This window comes from Pseudoxanthomonas mexicana (assembly GCF_014397415.1).
GTDB lineage: Bacteria > Pseudomonadota > Gammaproteobacteria > Xanthomonadales > Xanthomonadaceae > Pseudoxanthomonas_A > Pseudoxanthomonas_A mexicana.
Window position 1 is genome coordinate 3,653,347 of sequence record NZ_CP060731.1, and the last position, 16,880, is coordinate 3,670,226.

Here is a 16,880-nt window from a genome sequence, read left to right on the forward strand (position 1 = left end):
TTAGCTGTTCTTCAGCACGATCTGGTAGGCCACCACGCCGGCCTCGCGGCAGCGGTCGATGGCTTTTTCCAGGATCTCGAAGAACTCCTTCAGCAGGAACATCTGCAGGTGGTCCAGGCGGCCGGAGTAGATGTCGCGGTACAGCTCCAGCATCAGCCGGTCGGCCTCGTTCTCGATCGCGCGCAGCTTCTCGTTGAGCGAGGTCATGCGGTCGATGTTCATCTTCTTGATCTCGTGGACCATCTCCACGACCACGGACGCCGCCTGCTCCAGCATCGCCGCGCGCGGCGCGAAGTCGATGCCCTCCAGGTGCTGGATGGCCAGCGAATACCGGTCGGCGAACTTCTCCACCTGCTTGGGGATCTTGTACAGCGCCGAACCCAGCGCTTCGATATCCTCGCGCTCGATCGGGGTGATGAAGCTGTCCACCAGCGCCTTGCCGATCTTGTCCGAGGCCGCGCGCTCGCGCAGGCGCGCCAGCTTGAAGGCATCCAGCGCCGGCTGGCGGTCGGTGGCCTTCATCATGGTGTGCAGGGCCTTGGCGCTGTCGTGGGCGGCTTGGGCGGCTTCGTCCAACAGCGTATAGAACTGCTGGCCGGAGCCGAAGATCGTCTGGAGGGAGAACATCGGGCGGTCCCACCGTCACGGGATGGACGGCTTCAGGGGCGGAATTATGACCGTTTCATGACTCGGGCGGACAGTCCGGCCGCCGGGGCAGGCCTCCGATTAGCCAAACGTCTTGTTCAGCTTCGCGCCTTGTCCACCAGACCGTTTGCTAAACTCGCCCCGCGCCTCCGGGTGCACCCTATGGACGACGACCCTTCCTCCCCGCACTGTCCCCCGCGACAGACCCCGCCCGCCCTGCCGGCCCTCCCCACCCTGAACGGAGGCGCCCGTGCTTGAGCTGATCATCGTATTCGCCCTGGTCCTGCTGAACGGCTTCTTCGCCATGTCCGAGATGTCGGTCATGACCTCGCGCAAGAGCCGACTGAAGCAGATGGCGCAGACCAGCCATCGCGCCCAGCGCGCTCTGGACCTGTCCGAGAAGCCCGAGAGCTTCCTGTCCACGGTGCAGATCGGCATCACCCTGATCGGCGTGCTGACGGGCCTGTTCGGTGGCGAGGCCATCGGCATGGCCATCGCCGAGCGGCTGCAGGACCTCTTTCCCTCGCTGGCCGCCAGTTTCACCCTGGTCGGCGAACCCCAGCCCTGGTCGGAGTTGATCGGCAAGACGCTGGCGGTCGCCCTGATCACCTTCATGACGCTGATCTTCGGCGAGCTGGTACCCAAGCGCCTCGCCATCACCGCGCCGGAGACGATTGCCGGCGTCGTCGCGGTGCCGATGGGCTGGCTGGCCAAGGCGGCCTTCCCCTTCGTCTGGCTGCTGTCCCACAGCACCCGCCTGGTCCTGCGCATGCTGGGTCTGGGCAAGGACGAGGCCACCACCATCAGCGAAGAGGAAATCCGCATGCTCGTGTCCGAAGGGCACGAGGCCGGCGTGATCGACGCCGACGAGCGCAACATGATGAACCGCGTGCTGCGCCTGGGCGACCGCACCGCCGACAGCCTGATGACGCCGCGCAAGAAGATCACCTGGCTGGACGCCGCGGCGTCCTACGAGGACAACCTGCAGACCATGCACGAGTCGGCGTTCTCGCGTTTCCCCGTGTACCGCGGCGACGACCAGGACGTGATCGGCGTGCTGGAGGTGAAGTCGCTGCTGGACCGCTTCGGCGTGGAGAAGCCGGACCTGTTCGTGAAGCTGCGCGAGCCGCTGTTCGTGTCCGAGTCCACCCATGCGATGAAGCTGCTGGAAATCTTCCGCGAGGAGCAGCAGTCGCTGGCGCTGGTGGTGGACGAGTACGGCGAGATCCAGGGCCTGGTGACCCAGAGCGACCTGATGGGCGCGGTGGTCGGCCGCCTGCAGGCGGCCGAGAACACCGAGGACGCGCCGCTGGTGGTGGTGCGCGACGACGGCTCGCTGCTGGTGGACGGCTCGCTGCCCAACGACGACCTGCGCGAACTGCTGGGCGGCGTGGCGCTGCCGGACGACGACGAATACAACACCCTGGCCGGCATGATGATCGAGCGCTTCGGCCGCATCCCGCACGTCGGCGAACGCCTGGACTGGGCGGGCTGGCGCTTCGAGGTGGTCGACCTGGATGGCGCGCGCATCGACAAGCTGCTGCTGCACAGGCTGCCCGACGCCGACGACGAAGACCTCGTCGCCTGACATGACCCGCGAAGACAACCACACCACGACGGTGGCGCTGCTCGACGGCTTCGCCAACGGCGATCCCGACGACGTGCTCCGCCTGGGCGACCTGCTCAAGGACTTCGGGCCCGCCGCCTTCGGCATGCTGCTGTTCCTGGGCGTGCTGCCGGCCTTCATCCCGGTCCCGGGCGTGGGCGGCGCCGTCGGCGGGCCGCTGGTGATCCTGGTCGGCGTGCAACTGCTGCTGGGGATGCGCAAGCTGTGGCTGCCCGGATTCCTCGCCCGGCGCGGCCCGCACCGCAGCGCGATGATGCGGTTCCGCCAGCGCATGGCGCCGTGGCTGCGGCGCCTGGAAAAGCTGGTGCGTCCCCGCATGACGGCCTTCCTGGACAACCGCATCGCCCTGAGCTTCACCGGCCTGCTGCTGGTCCTGCTGGGCGTGCTGCTGGCGCTGCCCATCCCGTTCACCAACTACGTCTTCGGCTTCCTGCTGTTGCTGTTCGCCTTCGCACTGCTGGAACGCGATGGCGCCCTGCTGCTGGTGGCATGGATCGCCGGTGGCATCGCCGTGGTGGTGTTCGGTTTCCTGTCAGGCAACCTGGTGGAGGCGACCACCGCGCTGCTCGCGCGATGGTTTTGAGCAGGCATGGTTCTGTAGGCGCGATGTAAGTCGCGACCGCAGGTCTTCAGCGCCTTGATGCCGTCACGACACGGATAACGTGTGGTCGCGACTGACGTCGCTCCTGCAACAGCGCCGCTTCTCACGCCACCAGCTGCGCGAACTCCGCTGCGGTGACCGGATATCCCAGCCAGTAGCCCTGCGCCAGATCGCAGCCGCGTTCGCGCAGCAGGTTGAACTGGCCTTCCTTCTCCACGCCCTCGGCGACCACGGTGATGCCCAGCGAGTGCGCCATGGCGATGATCGCGGTCGTCAGGGCCAGGTCGTCGGGGTCGCGCAGCATGTCGGCGATGAAACTGCGGTCGATCTTCACGCCGTCCACCGGTACGCGGCGCAGGTGGCTGAGCCCGGAGAAACCGGTGCCGAAATCGTCCAGCCATACCTTCACGCCCGTGCGGTGCAGCGTGGCCAGCAGTGCGCTGGCATGCGCCTCGTCGCTGATGACGGCGGTCTCGGTGAGTTCCAGGTGCAGGCGCGAAGCCGGCAGGCCGGTATCGCGCAGGCACTCGGCCACCACGTCGGGCAGGTCGCCGCTGCGCAGCTGGCGCGGCGACACGTTGACCGAGACGAACAGCGGATCCATCGCTTCGCGGTTCCCGCCCCAACGCGCGGCGGCCGCACAGGCCGCGCGCAGCACGCGCGGTCCGATGATTTCGATCAGGCCGCTCTGCTCGGCCACGTCGATGAACACCGAGGGCGCCACCATGCCCAGTTCCGGATGCTGCCAGCGCAGCAGCGCTTCGGCACCGACGATGCGGCTGTCGGCCATGCGGAACACCGGCTGGTACATCAGGCTGAGTTCGCCGCGCTCCCAGGCGCCGCGCAGCTCCTGCTCCATGCGCACGCGGCGCTCGACGGCCTGGTCCATCGCGCGGCTGTAGAACCGGTAACAGTTCTTGCCCGCCACCTTGGCCTGGTACATCGCGATGTCGCCGTTCTTCATCAGCGCAGTGGCGCCGGACGCATCCTCGGGGAACAGGGTGATGCCGATGGACGTGCCCAGGAACACCTGGCGGTCCTGCACCACGATCGGACGGCCCAGTTCCGCCACCAGCTTCTCCGCCAGGCGCGTGGCGCTGCCGCGCACGTCACCGTCCTGGATCAGGATGACGAACTCGTCGCCACCGAAGCGCGCCAGCAACGCATCGTCGCCACCCATCTGGTCGACCGCATCGCGGATGCGGTGGGCGAACTGCTGCAGCACCTCGTCGCCGGCCTCGTGGCCCAGGGTGTCGTTGACGCGCTTGAAGTCGTCGATGTCGGCGAACAGCAGCGCCAGCTGGCGACCCGCGCCACGCAGCATCATCAGCCGGTGGTCCAGGCTCTCGCGGAACGCCAGCCGGTTGGTCAGCCCGGTCAGCGAGTCGGTATAGGCCATGCGCCGCACGTCGCGGTCGTGCCGGGCGATGCTGTCGCTCATCGTCCCGAACGCGCGCACCAGCTCGCCGACCTCGTCCTGGCGCTCGCTCACCATGCGCTCGCCGTTGTAGTTGCCCACCTCGATGTCGTGGGCCGCCCGCGCCAGCTGGCGGATGGGCCGCACCAGGGTGCGCTGCGCGTACACCATGATGGCCACGCAGACCAGCACCAGCGCCGCCAGCAGCAGCGCGATCCAGCCCAGGTGGCGCGCGCCGAGTTCGTTGAGGCGCGCGCGCGCGGCGTTGATCGCCTTCTCCTCGTACGCGCGCACCGAGGCCACCGAATAGCCCACGCGCACGCCGCCGATGCGCTCGCTGCCGATCATGATCGGCTCGGACACATCGACGATCTGCGCCGACCACTGCGTATGCATGCCGCGCGCGTTGACCGCCTCGTAGGCCAGCGGGTCGGTCATCGTCTGGCCGTACACGGCGATGTCGGCCGTGCCGTCGTGGATGATGCGGCCCTGGTTGTCGTAGACCAGCACATAGCTGACATCGGGCTCCTTCTGCGCGGAACGCACGATGCTGCCGATGGCATCCAGGTCGAAGTAGTACAGCGGGTTGGCCAGCGCATCGCCCAGTTGGTCGACCGTGGCCTCGCCGTGCCGGCGCAGGCTGTCCTCGACCATGCTGTGCATGGCGTCCCGCCCGAGGTCGGCCACTTCCTGCTGCATGACCTTCTGCCGGTGCAGCAGGGTACCCAGCAGGGCGAGCACCACCGCCAGCATGATCGCCATCGCCGCCAGGAAGCGCGCCTGCAGGCCGAAGCGCATGGACCTCATTCCAGTTGCTCCCGGACGCGCGTCACGCCGCGGCGCAGGTCGTCCAGGGCCTGCTGGGACGCCGGATCCACCGGCAGGAAGCGGGTCGTGCGGAAGAACACGCTCAACGCCTCGCGGGCGGCCGGATCCTGTGCGGCCTCCAGCAGCACTTCGCGCAGGCGCGCCTCGATCTTCGGGTCCAGGTCCCCACGCACCATCTCCAGCGCACGCGGGAAATCCTGCGTCTCATGGATGACGCGGAAGTCGCGCCGGAACGCGGGCGGCATCCGGCGCACATCGTCCCAGTCCAGGTTGCTCACCACGCCGGCGTCGACCAGCCGCTTGTGCACCCAGGCGGCGATGTTGAGCTCCGACCGCGCGAACACGTAGCCGACGGCATCCGCCGAAGGCCGGTCCATGGGCGAAAGCAGGATTTCCAGGCGCTGGCCGGCATCCAGCAGGGCGGTCGCCGGCGCGAAATAGGCGCTGGTGGAGGCCGTGTTCTGGAAGGCGATGGTCCGGCCCTCCAGATCCGACAGCCGTTCCAGCCCGCTGTCGCGGCGCACGAAGAACACGCCGTGGTAGCGACTCACGCCGCCGCGCTCGGTGAGCAGCAGCGGGCGGGCGCCAGCGCGCTGCTGCAGCTGCATGCCGGTACCGGCGGTCTCGGTGACCCAGTCCACGCGTCCGCGGCGCAGATAGCTGGTCATCTGCTGCGCGTCGCGCGCCATCAGGATGCGGCCCTCGGTGATGCCGACATCGCGCATCCGCGGCACCACGTAGTCCAGCAACGGCTTGAGCTGCTCGTAGTGGGCCTTGGGATCGTCGCTGATCCGTCCGAGGACCAGCACGCGCTCGTCGCCGGCGGCATGGGCCGGCGCGATGAGGCTGGAGAGCAATGCTGCGCCGATCGCGGCCAGCGCCAGGCTGAACCAGGTTGTACGCAACGATAGACGCCCGCCAGAACGATGGCGGCAGCCTATCGGAAAACGTGACTTCAAGACAGTGATCCGGTCCCGCCACCGCCTGCCAGGCGGGCCATGCGCTGGGCATCGGCCAGGATGCCCCGAAGCAGGCGCACCTCCTGTTCGTTCAGCTGGGCCTTGGCGAACAGCCGTCGCAGCTTGCGCATGGCCGAATCGGGCGTGCGTCCCTTGTGGAAGTCGATGGCGTCCAGCGTATCGCCCAACTGGGTGAAGAAGCCCTCCATGTGGGCATGGCTGGCCGGGACCTCGTCCGGGTGGACCGGCTCGGCGGTCGCCGGCGCGGCCCCCTCCAGCAACGCGAGCCTCAGCTCATAGGCCAGCACCTGCACCGCCGCGGCCAGGTTCAACGAGCTGTACCCGGGGTTGGCCGGAATATGCACGGCCGCGTGGCAGAGCTGCAGTTCCTCATTGCTCAGGCCGGTGCGCTCGCGGCCGAACACCAGCGCCACTTCCCCGCCTGCGGCGGCACGCGCCACCGCCACGGCGGCGGCCTGCCGGGGCGCGTGCTCTTCCAGCTGCACGCGGCGGCTGCGCGCCGTACAGCCAAGCACCAGATGGCAGTCGGCGACCGCCTCGGCCAGGGTGGCGACGACCGGTGCATCGCCCAGCAGGTCGTCGGCCCCGGCAGCGCGCCGGTAGGCCTCCTCGGCCGGGTAGTCCTCGGGGGCGACCAGCACCAGGCGCGACAGGCCCATCGTCTTCAGCGCGCGGGCCGCCGCGCCGATGTTGCCGGGATGCTGCGTGCCCACCAGCACCACGCGCAGGCGGGCGGCAGCAGCCAGGGAAGCGGGATCCGCAAAGGCGGATTCGATGAAGGAAGGAGGCGTGTTCATGGGGCCAAATGGTAAACTGCGCGGGCCGGCCGCTGCGCCGTGCTGCTCTTTTCCACTTGTTCGCCCCGCTCCCACGCCTGTCCGAGGTCCGTTCGCATGCAGAAGCCCGTCGTCACCGTCATGGTCAAGGCCGCCCGCCTGGCAGGCAACGTGCTGTTGCGGAGCATCAACAAGCTGGACGCCCTGAACGTGGTGCAGAAGGAGCGGATGGACTACGCCAGCGAAGTGGATTCCGACGCCGAGAAGGTCATCATCAAGGAGCTTCGCCGGGCCTATCCGGACTACGGCTTCGTCGGCGAGGAAAGCGGTGCCCAGATCAACGGGCGCTACACCTTCGTGATCGACCCCCTGGACGGCACCAGCAACTACCTGCGCGGCTTCCCGCACTACTGCGTGTCCATCGCCCTGGTGGACAACGGCGAACCCACCGACGCGGTGATCTTCGACCCGCTGCGCAACGACCTGTTCACCGCCAGCCGCGGCGCCGGCGCCCAGCTCAACGAGCGCCGCATCCGCGTGGCCGACCGCAAGGAACTGGCAGGCGCCATGATCACCACCGGCTTCCCGCCGCGCGAGCGTGCCCGCGCCGGCGCCCAGCTCGAGTGCGTGCGCGAGCTGCTGGTGCATGCCGAGGACATCCGCCGCACCGGCTCGGCCGCGCTCGACCTGGCCTATGTGGCCTGCGGCCGCTCGGATGCCTATTTCGAAGCCGGCGTGAAGGACTGGGACATCGCCGCGGGCGTGCTGCTGGTGCGCGAGGCAGGCGGCAAGATATGCGATTTCCGCGGCGCCGCGCTGGGCAAGATCGACGGCCGCACCGCCCTGCCCCGCCAGATCGTGGCCGGCAACCTGAAGGTCGCCGAGGCGCTGCAGAAGACCATCGTGTCGTCCGGCTACGCCGCTTCGTTCAACGGCTGAAACACGACACCATTCTGCTTTCGGCAGGAGCGGCGTAAGTCGCGACCGGAAACTGGAACACCCGATATACGATCAGCCAAGGGGCTTTCCTGGCCCGGTCGACCATTTCCAAACTGTTTGAACCGGTCGATCTGGCCGTGTGGTCGCGACTCACATCGCTCCTACAGAGACGACACCAAGAAAAAAGGCCGCGCACTGCGCGGCCTTTTTCTTTCGATCATGTGTTCCGCTTAAGGACGGCGCGCCAGCAGCGCCTCGTCCTTGGCCTTCGGCATCAGGTCCTGCTTGGTGACCTTCAGGAAGCCGATGGTCAGCAAGGGGCACGCCACGAAGATCGAGGAGACCGTGCCGATCACGATGCCGATCATCTGCGAGATCGCCATGCCCTCCAGCGAGCCGCCGCCGTACAGGTACAGCGCCAGCACGGTCAGGAACGCGACGAACGAGGTGATGATGGTGCGCGACAACGTCTGGTTGACGGAGCGGTTCAGCACCTCCACCGGCTCCACGCGCAGGCTGCGGAAGTTCTCGCGCACGCGGTCGAACACCACGATGGTGTCGTTGATCGAGAAGCCCATCACCGACAGCAGGCCGGCCAGGATGGTGAGGTCGAACTCGCGGCCGGTCAGGGCGAAGAAGCCTGCGCAGATCAGCACGTCGTGCAGGGTGGTGACGATGGCCGCCACGGCGAACTTCCATTCGAAGCGCGCCGCGATGTAGATCAGGAAACCCGCCACCACGAACAGCAGCGTGTAAAGGCCGTTGAGCGCCAGTTCCTTGCCGACCTGGGGACCGACGAACTCGCTGCGCATCACCGTGGCCGTGTTGCCGTCACTGGAGGCCAACCGGACCACCTCCTGTGCGGTCTGATCGGTGGCCGCGGCGGCGTCGGGTGCCCCGGCTCCTTCCTCTCGCGGCTGCAGCCGGACCAGCAGGTCGCTGCCGGTACCGAAGGTCTGGACCTGCGCGCTGCCGTAGCCGGCCGCCTCCAGGCGCGAGCGCACGGCATCCACGTCGGGGGCCTTCTGGAAACGCAGCTCCACCACGGTGCCGCCGGTAAAGTCGAGCGCGAAGTTGAATCCCTTGAACGCGATGGCGCCGATCGCCACCACCGCCATGATCACGGCGATGGAAATGGAGATCCAGCGCAGCCGCATGAAGTCGATGCGGGTGTCGTTGGGAACGAGATGCAGCGGGAAGAGTTTCATGGGTCGGTTGCTCTCGTCAGATGGCCAGCGACTTCAGCTTGCGGCGGCGACCATAGATCAGGGTGGCCAGGCCGCGCGAGACGGTGACCGCGGTGAACACCGAGGTCAGGATGCCGATCACCATGGTGATCGCGAAGCCCTTCAGCGGGCCGGTGCCGAAGGCGTACAGCGCCACGCCCGCCAGCAGCGCGGTCATGTTGGAGTCGAAGATGGTGCCCGACGCCTTGTCGTAGCCGGTGGCGATGGCGCCCAGCGGGGGGAACCCCGCCCGTAATTCTTCGCGTATGCGCTCGTTGATCAGCACGTTCGCGTCAACGGACATGCCGATGGTCAGGGCCAAGCCGGCGAAGCCGGGCAGCGTCATGGTGGCGCCGAACAGCGACATCACTGCCACCACCATCACCAGGTTGAGCAGCAGCGCCACGCAGGTGATCAGGCCGAACATCCGGTAGTACACCAGGAAGAACGCCAGGGCGAAGATGAAGGAGTACACCACCGCCTTGGTGCCGCGGGCCACGTTCTCGGCACCCAGGCTGGGGCCGACCACGCGTTCCTCGATGAAATCCATCGGCGCCGCCAGCGAGCCGGCGCGCAGCAGCTTGGCCAGGTTCTCCGCCTCAGTCTTCTCAAGGCCGGTGGTCTGGAAGTTCTTGCCGAAAACACCCTGGATACGGGTCGGCGCCAGGGCCTCCTCACGCACGCGTACGCTGCGCACTTCCTTGCCGTCGACCATGGTCACGGTGGGCACCCGCTCGATGTACACCACCGACATCAGCTTGCCCACGTTGGCACTGGTGTGGTCGAACATGCGCTGGCCGGCGACGTTGTTGAGGGTCACGTCCACGGCCGGCAGGCCGTTGTTGTCCACGCCGACGCGGGCGTTGACCATCTCGTCGCCGGACGCCAGCACACGCTTGTTCAGCAGCACCGGGCCGCCGTTGTCGCGCAACTGGTAGACCTTGGCCTCCGGCGGGATGCGGCCGCTGGCCACCGCGTCGGCGGCGTTGCCTTCCACCACGGCACGGAACTCCAGCGTGGCGGTCGCGCCGATCAGGCGCTTGGCCTCGGCGGTGTCCTGCACGCCGGGCAGCTGCACGACGACACGGTCGTTGCCCTGGCGCTGGATGATCGGCTCGGCCACGCCGATCTCGTTGACGCGGTTGCGCAGCGTGGTGAGGTTCTGCTCGATCGCCTCGGCGGCGATCTGGTCCAGCTCCGCCTGCGGCAGGCCGATGGTGATCTGGTTGCCGCTGGCCTGATACGTCAGGCCGGCGCCGGCCGTCAGCGTACCGGCGTTGCCGCCGCGCGTGCTGAGCGTCTGGGCCAGCACCTGCTGCGCCGCCGCCACGTCCTCGCCGTCCGCCAGCGTCACCAGCAGCGCGTTGTCCGGGCGTCGCTCGACGGCCGTGTAGCGGATGCGCTTGTCGCGCAGGGTCACGCGCACGTCTTCCAGATAGCCTTCCACACGCTTGTCCAATGCGGCCTTCTGGTCGACCTGCATCACGAAGTGCACGCCGCCCTGCAGGTCCAGGCCCTGCACCATCGAACGGGCACCCAGCTTGCCCAGCCAGTCGGGCACGGTGGACGCCAGGTTCAGCGCCACCAGATAGTCCTCGCCCAGCGCCTGGCGCAGTGCGTCGTTGGCCTTGGTCTGCTCGTCCAGGCCCGGCAGGCGGACCAGCAGGGTGCCGTCGTCGACCTCGATCTGCTTGGGCTGCACGCCCGCCTGCTTGAGCGCGGTGTCGATGCGCGCACGCAGCGCGTCATCGATCGCGAAGCCGCGGTTGGCGGTGATCTGCACGGAAGGATCCTGGGGGTACAGGTTGGGCAGCGCGTACAACGCGCTCGCCAACACGACGATCAGGATCAGGACGTATTTCCAGCGTGGGAATTCAAGCATCGGGGCGACCCGCACAGGCCCTTCCCGGGCATGCGCTCAGCAGTGGTTCGGATGGAAACGCGGAATCCGCTCCGTCGCGCGGGCGGCGGAGCGGGAGGGATCAGGCGGACTTCAGCGTGCCCTTCGGCAGCACGTTGCCCACGGCGGCCTTCTGCACGCGCACACGCACGTTGTCGGCCACTTCCAGGGTGACGAAGTTGTCGCCGATGTCGGTCACCGTGCCGGCGATGCCGCCGGAGGTGATGACCTCGTCGCCCTTGGACAGCTTGTCCAGCATGGCGCGGTGTTCCTTGGCGCGCTTCATCTGCGGGCGGATCATCAGGAAGTACATGATGGCGATCAGCGCGATCGGCATCAGCAGGCCGAAGCCGCCCATGCCCGGCTGGGCCGGCGCGGCCTGGGCGAACACGGGGGCAACGAAGAAATCAAGCAGATTCATGGACTTGTCCAGTCGGTATCGAAAGCAGCCGGGGATTATGCCACGCGCCGGGAGGGCCCGCCCGGCCTCCCCTGTCGGCCCGGACCCGAAAAGACCGCGTCGGCGCCGGATGGTTCCCGGCCGGCGCCCGCAAGCGGCCCCGCCGAAGGGCTCCGCCTTGTCCTGCAAGCATGTGGCAGCGCCGCTCGCGCCCTGGGGGGCGATGCCGTCAAGGTGCCCAAGGGAAAGCATCGCGGGCATGGCCAGCTCCTACAAAAAGCCTCTGGCGCATCGCGGGCTTGGCTTGCGCCCCCCAGACGCCTGTTGATGCGTCGTGGGCAACAGCGACCTCCGCCGAACCGAACCTCGCTCTATAGGAGCGCCCCATGGGCGCGATGCTCTTACGCACGACCCACGGAAAGCATCGCGGGCATGGCCCGCTCCTACAGGCGGGAAGGAGATGCGACCGACTACAGGGGCGGGGGGGCCACGCCCCGCGCCGCATAGAAGGCGGCCCGGAAATCCGGGAACCTCCCCTCCGCGATCGCCGCGCGCATCTGCGCCATCACCTGCTGGTAGTACCAGAGGTTGTGCAGGGTGCCGAGCATCGGGGCCAGCATCTCGTTGCAGCGGTCCAGGTGACGCAGGTAACTGCGGGTGAAGCCGTTGCGGCAGGCATAGCACCCGCAGCCGGGCTCGATGGGCTGCAGGTCGTGCTCGTACTTGGCGTTGCGGATGCGCACCGTTCCGAACGAGGTGAAGTAGTGGCCGTTGCGCGCGTTGCGGGTCGGCATGACGCAGTCGAACATGTCCACGCCGCGCGCCACCGCTTCCACCAGGTCCTCGGGCCGGCCCACGCCCATGAGGTAGCGCGGCTGGTCCGCCGGCAGCTGCGGGCAGGTGTGCTCCAGCATCGCGTTGCGTTCGGCCTCGGTCTCGCCGACCGCCAGGCCACCGATCGCGTAACCGTCGAAGCCGATCGCCTTCAACCCGTCCGCCGAGCGCGTGCGCAGGTCGTGGTGCACACCACCCTGCACGATGCCGAACAGCGCAGCGTCATTGCCCTCATGGGCGTACTTCGATCGCTCCGCCCAGCGCAGCGACAGTTCCATGGACCGCTCGATCACGCGCTTGTCCACCGGCTTGCCGTTGAGGTTCACCGGCGGACATTCGTCGAAGATCATCACGATGTCGCTGTCCAGCACCTTCTGGATGCGCATGCTCTCTTCGGGCCCGAGGAACACCTTCGCCCCGTCCACCGGCGAGGCGAACGTCACGCCCTGCTCGGTGATCTTGCGGCGGTGCGCCAGCGAGAACACCTGGAAGCCGCCGGAGTCGGTGAGGATCGGCTTGTTCCAGCGCGCGAAGCCATGCAGGCCGCCGTGTTCGCCGATGACCTCCAGCCCGGGCCGCAGGTACAGGTGGAAGGTGTTGCCCAGGATGATCTCCGCACCCAGGTCCTCGACGTGCTCGGGCAGGATGCCCTTCACCGAGCCGTAGGTGCCCACCGGCATGAAGGCCGGCGTCTCGATGGTGCCGCGCGGAAACGTCAGCCGGCCACGGCGGGCCGCGCCGTCGGTGGTCAGCAGATCGAAGGACATGCGGCTCATGCGGCAGGCCTCAAATCGCGATGCTTCCGCTCGTCATCCCGGCGCAGGCCGGGAGAACGGCAGATGGAAAGTCCCGCGCTCATTGCGTGTGCTCTGGAAACAGGAGCATCGCGTCTCCGTAGGAAAAGAACCGGTACTGTTCGCGCACCGCATGGGCGTAGGCGGCCATGATCCGGTCCTTACCGGCGAACGCGCTGACCAGCATCAGCAGCGTGCTTTCCGGCAGGTGGAAATTGGTGACCATCGCATCGACGCTGCGGATGCGGTAGCCGGGGAAGATGAAGATCTGCGTCTCGCCGGCGAACGGCTGCAGTTCGCCGTCCCGCATGGCGGACTCCAGCGCGCGCACGACCGTGGTGCCCACCGCTACCACGCGGCCGCCGCGGGCGCGCGTTGCGCGCACCTGCTCGACCAGTGCCGCACCGACGTTGAGCCATTCGCTGTGCATGCGGTGTTCGTGGATGTTGTCCACGCGCATCGGCTGGAACGTACCGGCACCGACATGCAGCGTCACGTGGCCGAATTCGACGCCGCGCTCGCGCAGCGTGGCAAGCAGCGCATCGTCGAAGTGCAGGCCCGCGGTCGGCGCCGCGACCGCGCCCAGTTCGCGCGCGAACACGGTCTGGTAGCGCTCGTCGTCGTCCTGCCCGGGCGCACGCTGTATGTAGGGCGGCAGCGGCAGGCGCCCGGCCTTCTGCAGCCAGCTTTCCAGCGAATCCGGGACGTGGAAGCGCAGCTGGTAGAACTCGCCGTCGCGGCCGACCACTTCCGCCTCGCCGCCGGCATCCAGTTGGATGCGGCTGCCCGGCTTGGGCGACTTGCTGGCGCCCACCTGCGCCCGCGCGGCGTTCTCAGGCAACAGGCGCTCGATCAGGATCTCCACGCGGCCGCCGCTTTCCTTCTGCCCGAACAGGCGCGCAGGAATCACGCGGGTGTCGTTGAAAACCAGCAGATCGCCCGGCTGCAGCCATTCGGGCAGGTCGCGGACGTGGCGATCCGCGAACGGCGCGTCGCCCGGCGGCACCACCAGCAGGCGGCTGGCGGAACGCTCCGGCAGCGGCGCCTGGGCGATCAGCGCCTCGGGCAGGTCGAAATGGAAATCGGACTTCTTCACGGTCGGGGCCTTGCGGGGGCGTGCATTGTACGTGACCGGCCCGCGCGGCCCGGCGCCGCTCAGCGCTCGAACTTGGTCGACAGCACGATGGACGAGGTGGTGCGCTCGACGCCCTCCAGCGCGCCGATGCGGTCGGTCAGCAGGTCCATGTCGCCAACGCTGGGCACCGCCCCGATGGCGATCAGGTCGTGACTGCCGCTGACCGAATGCAGCACGCGCAGTTCCGGCATGGCGCGCAGGGCGGCGACCACCGAGGTCATCTGCTTGGGATGCACCGCGATCATGATGTGCGCGCGCAGGTGGCTGCGGTCGTACTCGTCATGCACGCGTACGGTGTAACCGCTGATCACCCCCTCGCGTTCCAGCCGCTCGATCCGGCTCTGCACCGTGGTCCGCGAGAGGTTCAGCCGGCGGGCGATCTGGGCGGTGGAGGCGCGCGCGTTCTCACGGAGCACTGAGAGCAGCTGCTGGTCGGCATCGGTGAGCTTCATGGGGCGCTTCATTTCGTCGAATCGACGAAATATCCATGAATTTAGCGCAGATCACAACTGTCAAGCGACGAGTTAATCCCGATAATAGGGGTTTGCCCCTCTTTTCCGGAGCTACGCCATGGCCCTGACCGACGCCCTCGCCCCCCTGCGCGCCCACACGGGCCAGCGCCTGACCCACGGCCTGGACGATGCCACCGTCGAACGCCTGGCCAAGGGCCACCCGGACCTCGCCGCCGTCATCGAGGCCGCCGCCGCCGAGCACGCGCGCCTGAAGGACGAGTTCGCCGAACTGTTCGACCTGGATGAAGCCGAGCAGCTGCGCGCCGTGCAGGCCGGCTACGTCAACTTCTATGCCGACGACGCGGTCAACCCGTACATCGCACTGGCCGCGCGTGGCCCCTGGGTGGTCACCCTCAATGGCGCCGTGCTGTACGACGCCGGCGGCTACGGCATGCTGGGCTTCGGCCACACGCCGGCCGCCGTGCTCGACGCGATGGCCCGCCCGCAGGTGATGGCCAACATCATGACCCCCAGTCTGTCGCAGCTGCGCTTCGACCGCGCCCTGCGCAAGGAGATCGGCCACACCCGTGGCGGCTGCCCGTTCGCGAAGTTCCTGTGCCTCAACTCGGGTTCCGAATCGGTCGGCCTGGCTGCACGCATCGCCGACATCAACAGCAAGCTGATGACCGACCCGGACGGCCGCCATGCCGGCCGCACCATCAAGCGCATCGTGGTGAAGGGCAGCTTCCACGGCCGCACCGAGCGTCCGGCGCTGTACTCGGACTCCTCGCGCAAGTCCTACCAGCAGCACCTGGCCAGCTACCGCGGCGAAGATTCGGTTATCGCCATCCCACCGTACGACGTGGATGCGCTGAAGCAGGCCTTCGCCGATGCGGAGACCAAGGGCTGGTTCGTCGAAGCCGTGTTCCTGGAGCCGGTGATGGGCGAAGGCGACCCGGGCCGTTCCGTGCCGCCGGCGTTCTACGCCGCCGCGCGGGAACTGACCCGCAGCCACGGCAGCCTGTTCCTGGTGGATTCGATCCAGGCCGGCCTGCGCGCGCACGGCGTGCTGTCCATCGTCGACTACCCCGGCTTCGAGGGCCTGGACGCGCCGGACATGGAGACCTACTCCAAGGCGCTGAACGCCGCGCAGTACCCGCTGTCGGTGCTCGCCGTGAACGAGCGGGCCGCCGGCCTGTACCGCAAGGGCGTGTACGGCAACACCATGACCACCAACCCGCGCGCGCTGGACGTGGCCTGCGCCACCCTGGCCCAGCTGACCCCGCAGGTACGCGAGAACATCCGCAAGCGCGGTGTCGAAGCGGTGCAGAAGCTGCAGCAGCTGCAGGCGGAACTGGGCGGCCTGATCACCAACGTGCAGGGCACCGGCCTGCTGTTCTCGTGCGAGCTGTCGCCGGTCTTCAAGTGCTACGGTGCCGGCTCCACCGAGGAATGGCTGCGCCAGCACGGCCTGAACGTCATCCATGGCGGCGCCAACTCGCTGCGCTTCACTCCGCACTTCGCGATGGACGCCGAAGAGCTGGACCTGCTGGTCGGCATGGTGGGCAAGGCGCTGCGCGAAGGCCCACGCATCAGCCAGGCTGCGGCGGCCTGATCCGCACGGCAGCTTCGGGAAAAAAGGCGAGCCTGGGCTCGCCTTTTTTTTCGTAGGGTGGGCCTCGGCCCACCATCCCCATGTCGGATTGAAGGTGGGCCAGGGCCCACCCTACGGTTGTGCGCTGAAGCGCTCCAGCGACGCCTGGATCAGCGCCTTCGCTTCCTTCGCATCGCCATAGCCGTTGAGCTGGACCGGATTGCGACCCTTCGGCAGATCCTTGTAGATGCGGAAGAAGGCCTCGATGCGATCCCGTTCGATCTGCGGCAGGTCGGCCAGGTCGCGGATGCCGGCATAGGTGGGATCGACCTTGTCGGTGGGCACGCCGATGATCTTCTCGTCGTGCTCGCCGTCATCGAGCATGCGCAGCACGCCGATAGGCCGGAACTTCACCAGCACGCCCGGGTGCAGCGGCTCGCGCGTCAGCACCAGCGCGTCCAGCGGATCGCCGTCGCCGGCCAGCGTGCGCGGCATCGATCCGTAGTTGGCGGGATACGCCACCGGCATCGACTGGAACCGGTCGACGAAGACCAGCCCCTCGTCGTTGATCTCGTACTTGGTGAAGCTGCCCGCCGGGATCTCCACGGCCAGCAACACTTCCTCCGGCGCCGACTTGGGCTGCTGGGTGAGGAACGGGTGGCGGATATGGGCTTCGCGCGCGTGGGCAGCGCCCGGCGATACGGCGAGCATCATCGCGAGCAACAGCGGGGT

At 67.9% G+C, this 16,880-nt stretch carries 15 protein-coding genes; 4 read left to right on the forward strand and 11 right to left on the reverse strand.

Annotation, left to right across the window (positions count from 1 at the left end):
* A complete protein-coding gene (locus tag IAE60_RS17090) occupies positions 1-627 on the reverse strand; it encodes a DUF47 domain-containing protein (RefSeq protein ID WP_162110231.1) in 627 nt (208 codons plus the stop codon).
* 268 nt (positions 628-895) lie between these two features.
* Between IAE60_RS17090 and IAE60_RS17095 the strand changes: the two genes are divergently transcribed.
* Together IAE60_RS17095 and IAE60_RS17100 are read left to right on the forward strand one after the other, a co-directional pair.
* A complete protein-coding gene (locus IAE60_RS17095; RefSeq protein WP_187573154.1) occupies positions 896-2,233 on the forward strand; it encodes a hemolysin family protein in 1,338 nt (445 codons plus the stop codon).
* A 1-nt stretch (position 2,234) separates the two neighbouring features.
* Positions 2,235-2,855 (forward strand): exopolysaccharide biosynthesis protein, encoded by a 621-nt coding sequence (locus IAE60_RS17100; protein ID WP_187573155.1) that lies wholly within the window; start codon positions 2,235-2,237, stop codon positions 2,853-2,855.
* A 121-nt stretch (positions 2,856-2,976) separates the two neighbouring features.
* On the opposite strand, the gene IAE60_RS17105 is transcribed toward IAE60_RS17100, so the two are convergent.
* The 3 genes from IAE60_RS17105 to IAE60_RS17115 all read right to left on the reverse strand — a co-directional run bounded on the left by IAE60_RS17105 (position 2,977) and on the right by IAE60_RS17115 (position 6,895).
* Positions 2,977-5,097, reverse strand: coding sequence for a putative bifunctional diguanylate cyclase/phosphodiesterase (locus tag IAE60_RS17105; protein WP_187573156.1), 2,121 nt, complete (start codon positions 5,095-5,097; stop codon positions 2,977-2,979).
* Positions 5,094-5,987 carry a phosphate/phosphite/phosphonate ABC transporter substrate-binding protein gene (locus IAE60_RS17110; protein WP_238394950.1) on the reverse strand — a complete coding sequence of 298 codons (894 nt, stop codon included), beginning with the start codon at positions 5,985-5,987 and terminating at the stop codon, positions 5,094-5,096. The genes IAE60_RS17105 and IAE60_RS17110 overlap by 4 nt, the downstream gene beginning before the upstream one ends.
* Positions 5,988-6,073: 86 nt before the next feature.
* The gene (locus IAE60_RS17115) at positions 6,074-6,895 is read right to left on the reverse strand and encodes an RNA methyltransferase (RefSeq protein WP_187573157.1); all 822 of its coding nucleotides are present in this window, start codon (positions 6,893-6,895) and stop codon (positions 6,074-6,076) included.
* Positions 6,896-6,991: 96 nt separating this feature from the next.
* Between IAE60_RS17115 and IAE60_RS17120 the strand changes: the two genes are divergently transcribed.
* On the forward strand, positions 6,992-7,813 hold the full coding sequence (locus IAE60_RS17120; protein ID WP_187573158.1) for an inositol monophosphatase family protein: 822 nt from the start codon (positions 6,992-6,994) through the stop codon (positions 7,811-7,813).
* Positions 7,814-8,043: 230 nt separating this feature from the next.
* On the opposite strand, the gene secF is transcribed toward IAE60_RS17120, so the two are convergent.
* The 6 genes from secF to IAE60_RS17150 all read right to left on the reverse strand — a co-directional run bounded on the left by secF (position 8,044) and on the right by IAE60_RS17150 (position 14,554).
* Positions 8,044-9,021 (reverse strand): protein translocase subunit SecF, encoded by a 978-nt coding sequence (gene secF, locus IAE60_RS17125; RefSeq protein ID WP_187573159.1) that lies wholly within the window; start codon positions 9,019-9,021, stop codon positions 8,044-8,046.
* Between the two features lie 16 nt (positions 9,022-9,037).
* Positions 9,038-10,921 carry a protein translocase subunit SecD gene (gene secD / locus IAE60_RS17130; protein WP_187573160.1) on the reverse strand — a complete coding sequence of 628 codons (1,884 nt, stop codon included), beginning with the start codon at positions 10,919-10,921 and terminating at the stop codon, positions 9,038-9,040.
* Between the two features lie 100 nt (positions 10,922-11,021).
* A complete protein-coding gene (gene yajC, locus IAE60_RS17135; RefSeq protein ID WP_162110146.1) occupies positions 11,022-11,360 on the reverse strand; it encodes a preprotein translocase subunit YajC in 339 nt (112 codons plus the stop codon).
* A 449-nt stretch (positions 11,361-11,809) separates the two neighbouring features.
* Positions 11,810-12,949, reverse strand: coding sequence for a tRNA guanosine(34) transglycosylase Tgt (tgt, locus tag IAE60_RS17140; protein WP_187573161.1), 1,140 nt, complete (start codon positions 12,947-12,949; stop codon positions 11,810-11,812).
* Between the two features lie 79 nt (positions 12,950-13,028).
* A complete protein-coding gene (gene queA / locus IAE60_RS17145) occupies positions 13,029-14,063 on the reverse strand; it encodes a tRNA preQ1(34) S-adenosylmethionine ribosyltransferase-isomerase QueA (RefSeq protein ID WP_187573162.1) in 1,035 nt (344 codons plus the stop codon).
* Between the two features lie 59 nt (positions 14,064-14,122).
* On the reverse strand, positions 14,123-14,554 hold the full coding sequence (locus IAE60_RS17150; RefSeq protein WP_162110149.1) for an Lrp/AsnC family transcriptional regulator: 432 nt from the start codon (positions 14,552-14,554) through the stop codon (positions 14,123-14,125).
* Positions 14,555-14,672: 118 nt separating this feature from the next.
* Between IAE60_RS17150 and IAE60_RS17155 the strand changes: the two genes are divergently transcribed.
* Positions 14,673-16,169 carry an aminotransferase class III-fold pyridoxal phosphate-dependent enzyme gene (locus IAE60_RS17155; RefSeq protein WP_187573163.1) on the forward strand — a complete coding sequence of 499 codons (1,497 nt, stop codon included), beginning with the start codon at positions 14,673-14,675 and terminating at the stop codon, positions 16,167-16,169.
* A 111-nt stretch (positions 16,170-16,280) separates the two neighbouring features.
* Here the strand turns inward: IAE60_RS17155 and IAE60_RS17160 are convergent, their stop codons facing one another.
* Positions 16,281-16,862: an inorganic diphosphatase gene (locus tag IAE60_RS17160; protein WP_244966739.1), complete on the reverse strand. Its 582-nt coding sequence runs from the start codon at positions 16,860-16,862 to the stop codon at positions 16,281-16,283.
* Between the last annotated feature and the right edge of the window lie 18 nt (positions 16,863-16,880).